Origin of the sequence: Microbacterium sp. CPCC 204701, from assembly GCF_004010105.1 — a bacterium.
In the GTDB taxonomy this organism is placed as follows: domain Bacteria; phylum Actinomycetota; class Actinomycetes; order Actinomycetales; family Microbacteriaceae; genus Microbacterium.
The window spans coordinates 1-3,272 of the sequence record NZ_RRYE01000334.1 but is presented as its reverse complement, the minus strand read 5'-3'; the positions used below and the strand labels follow the sequence as shown (position 1 = coordinate 3,272).

Genomic DNA, 3,272 nt, shown 5'->3' with positions numbered 1-3,272 from the left:
CGCCCAGCCCTCGCCCCACGCGCGGCGAACGTACCCACGCAGGCCGCCCCATCCGCGCATCTCCGGGGGAGTCGCGACCCCTTCCAGTCGCGCTGCCACCGTGGGCGCCGCTTCGTCCAGCAGCGTCCGGAAGGTCGCGTCGCGGCCCGATGCGCGCAGCGCCCGCATCCGCGCCCGGGTCGTCGACACGAACACGCACGACTGGCCGTCACCCGTGGGGATCACGCCGGCGGCCGCGGCGCGCCCGTAGCACCACTCGTACGCTGCGGTCCCCGAATCCCTCGCCAGCGTCTCGCTCGGCACATACCCATACAGCGCAGCGCTCGCCGCCGACCCCTCATGGAGGACTTCCGCACGCGCCTCGCGCGCGATCCGCGAGCCGACCCCGCCGGCGCCGACGGTCAGCATCGCGCCGATCCGGAGCTCTCGGCCGCCGCTGCCGGTCGCCCGCACACCGCGGACGCGACCGTGATCGTCTCGCAGCAGCCCGGTCACCGGCATCCCGAATTCGAAGTGCGCTCCGGCGGCGGCCGCAGCGCTCGCCAGCAGCCGGTCGACGACGTGTCGCCGCGGTGCGAACAAGGCGGGAACTCCCGGCGACCGCGCCGGCGATCCGGCCGCCCACGATCGCGACGTCATAGGTGTCCATGTCGCCTCCTCTGGGAGCGTCGTGGAGCGCCACGGGCTCAGTGGCCGTTCACCTCGACGTCGACGCGTGTGCCGTTCGTGAGTATGTCGTACACCGCGGACCGGCTCTGCGACTGCTGCACCAGGGCACGGATCGTGGCGTCGTCGGCATCGGCGTCGATCTCGAACCGCACGCGGATGGCCTGATAGCCGTTGCGCACGCGGCCGTCGCCCAGCCCCAGGATGCCCAGCAGGTCGATGTCGCCCTCGACGGTCGACGTGACCGATCGCAGCGGAACGCGGCGGGCGGCGGCGATGTTTGCGAGGCCCGACGCGAGGCACGCGGCGATCGCGTGCAGCAGGTACTCGACGGGCGTCGGTGCGTGGTCCTCGCCGACGAGCACCGCGGGGTGGTCCGCATCGACGGTCGTGACCGTGCGGTGCTCCATCTCCTGCGTCGCGCCGAAGAAGTCGGAGAAGCTCGACCGGCTGTGCGTACCGGCGATCCAGGTGTTCGAGGCGCGGAACTGGAACTTCGAGATCTCGGGTTCGGCCCTGACGGCATCGAGCGTGGCGAACAGCGTGGCGGTGTCCACCCCGTTCAGGTGGGCGGACTGGGCGGTGACGGACATGTCGTGATCCTCCTGTTTCTCGTCCCGTCGCTCGGATGCTCCGGGATCATCTGCGCCCGATGCTCGCGGGCGCGTCTTCCTTCCGTCTTCCCGCGTGTCCGCCCTCGGGGAAGGCACGCGGAAGGCGCGGCCGGTTGCGTGGTGATCATGGACACCACACACCGACACCGGCCCGCCGCTCCCACGCCCGCCGCCCCCGCGATCGGCGCCGTCGCCCAGCGCACCAAGCTCGTCACCGCGGCGGACATCGCGCTGTTCACGGCGATCAGCGGCGACCGCAACCCCGTGCACTACGACGCCGGTCTCGCTGCGAAGTCCCGGTTCGCCGGGGTGATCGTGCAGGGCGGCGTCACCAGCAGCCTGATCAACGCGGTGATCGCCGAGCAGCTGCCGGGACCCGGGAGCGTCTTCCTCGAGACGTCGTGGCGCTATCCGGCGCCCGTCCGGCCCGGCGATGCGATCACCGCGACAGTGGAGGTCGTCTCGGCGCGACCCGACAGATGTATCACCACCCTGTCCACGCGCATCGTAGATCAGCGGGGTGTCGTCGTCCTGGACGGCACTGCGGTGGTGTGGCGCGACCCCGTCGTCGCCGCCACCGTGACCCACCCGCACGCGAGCCAGGGAGGGAGGTAGGTATGTTCATCGCTCTGTTGACCATCGTGCTGATGCTGGTCGTCGTCGCGGCCGCGTACGCCGGCGCGGTCGCCCTCGGCTCCCACGTCGCCCCTGTGCGCTTCGACCCCGCGTACGACACGCGGCGCCCCTCCGTCTGAGCCTGCGTCGCCGTGCCCCGGCGACACGCGAACGGCCCCGGCGCTTCGAAGCGCCGGGGCCGTTCACGCGATGTCAGCCCTGGGCCGCGAGGGCGAAGCGCACCGAGCCGTCCTGCGACAGCTCGGCGTCCAGCACGCGGTCCTCGAGTGCGACGGCGGCGCCCTCATCGAGAAAGACGCGGGCCCCGTCGGTCACCACGATGGTGTCGTGGGGAGCGGGGTCGGGCGCGACGCTCAGCTCGAAGCCGGTCTCTCCGCCCGTGTCGCGGATGCGCACTCCTCCGTCCTCGGCCTGCGGCACGCGGGCGACGATCTGCTTGACGGCCTCGGCGGCGGTCTGGGTCAGCGTGAGCATGCTGGTTCCTTTCCTCAGCGGTTCCGAATCGGCCACGATTCCGAGAACGGGAGCCGCATGCAAGGCCGGCCGCGCATTCGGAGGGGATTCCCACGTTCGGCGCGGCAGTCGACGGATGCCGCAAGCCCGCCTTCTGCGCCCCGGCGAAGTTCTGCGGTTCTCATGCCGTGTCCGCGCGCGATTCGGGGTCGATCCCGCTCGACGTCTGAGAGGGTGGAGGCGTCGTCGCGAGCGCCAAGGGAGGAGCTCGCGGATCGTCGCCGCAGAGATCGACCGAAGATCCAGAGGACCGCATGACTCGCATTGGCATCGTCGCCGAAGCACCCGGAGAGAACCGGGTCGCCGCGACACCGACCACCGTGCCCAAACTCATCGCACTCGGCTACGACGTCGTCGTCGAATCCGGCGCGGGCCGGGCCTCGTCGTTCCCGGATGACGCGTTCGCGGCCTCCGGCGCGGCCGTGGTGGATAGGGCGGAGGCATGGGCGTCGCCCATCGTGCTGAAGGTGAACCCGCCCACGCCCGCCGAGATCGACCGGCTCGCCGACGGGGCGACCGTCATCGCGATGCTGAGCCCCGCCCTGCGGCCCGACCTCGTCGAAGCCCTGGCCACACGCGGGATCACGGCGATCGCCCTCGACGCGGTGCCGCGCATCTCGCGCGCGCAGTCGATGGACGTGCTGAGCTCGATGGCGAACATCGCCGGCTATCGCGCGGTCGTCGAGGCCGCGCACGAGTTCGGGAGGTTCTTCACGGGCCAGGTGACCGCGGCCGGCAAGGTGCCGCCGGCCAAGGTGCTCGTCGCCGGTGCCGGCGTCGCGGGGCTGGCCGCGATCGGCGCCGCGTCGAGCCTCGGGGCGATCGTGCGCGCGACCGACCCGC

General features: G+C 71.9%; 5 protein-coding genes and 1 pseudogene. 3 read left to right on the top strand and 3 right to left on the bottom strand.

The features are described 5' to 3' along the window. On the bottom strand, positions 1–639 hold a 639-nt coding region (locus EIO58_RS14935; RefSeq protein WP_205789311.1), incomplete at its 3' end, for an FAD-dependent monooxygenase. 47 nt (positions 640–686) lie between these two features. After that, positions 687–1,259 carry an OsmC family protein gene (locus EIO58_RS14930; protein ID WP_127820183.1) on the bottom strand — a complete coding sequence of 191 codons (573 nt, stop codon included), beginning with the start codon at positions 1,257–1,259 and terminating at the stop codon, positions 687–689. A gap of 147 nt (positions 1,260–1,406) precedes the next feature. Between EIO58_RS14930 and EIO58_RS14925 the strand changes: the two genes are divergently transcribed. Together EIO58_RS14925 and EIO58_RS18935 are read left to right on the top strand one after the other, a co-directional pair. Beyond that, on the top strand, positions 1,407–1,895 hold the full coding sequence (locus EIO58_RS14925) for a MaoC family dehydratase (protein WP_127820182.1): 489 nt from the start codon (positions 1,407–1,409) through the stop codon (positions 1,893–1,895). A gap of 2 nt (positions 1,896–1,897) precedes the next feature. Beyond that, positions 1,898–2,035, top strand: a complete 138-nt coding sequence (locus EIO58_RS18935; protein ID WP_164861747.1) for a hypothetical protein — start codon at positions 1,898–1,900, stop codon at positions 2,033–2,035. A 73-nt stretch (positions 2,036–2,108) separates the two neighbouring features. On the opposite strand, the gene EIO58_RS14920 is transcribed toward EIO58_RS18935, so the two are convergent. Next, positions 2,109–2,390: a Fe-S cluster assembly protein HesB gene (locus tag EIO58_RS14920; protein WP_127820181.1), complete on the bottom strand. Its 282-nt coding sequence runs from the start codon at positions 2,388–2,390 to the stop codon at positions 2,109–2,111. A gap of 293 nt (positions 2,391–2,683) precedes the next feature. Between EIO58_RS14920 and EIO58_RS14915 the strand changes: the two are divergent. Next, positions 2,684–3,272, top strand: a pseudogene (locus EIO58_RS14915) (Re/Si-specific NAD(P)(+) transhydrogenase subunit alpha); the annotation flags it as partial.

Bases quoted from the DNA above. Each gene is read 5' to 3' on its own strand.
- EIO58_RS14930 (WP_127820183.1), bottom strand. From the start codon at position 1,259: ATGTCCGTCACCGCCCAGTCCGCCCACCTGAACGGGGTGGACACCGCC.
- EIO58_RS14925 (WP_127820182.1), top strand. From the start codon at position 1,407: ATGGACACCACACACCGACACCGGCCCGCCGCTCCCACGCCCGCCGCC.
- EIO58_RS18935 (WP_164861747.1), top strand. From the start codon at position 1,898: ATGTTCATCGCTCTGTTGACCATCGTGCTGATGCTGGTCGTCGTCGCG.
- EIO58_RS14920 (WP_127820181.1), bottom strand. From the start codon at position 2,390: ATGCTCACGCTGACCCAGACCGCCGCCGAGGCCGTCAAGCAGATCGTC.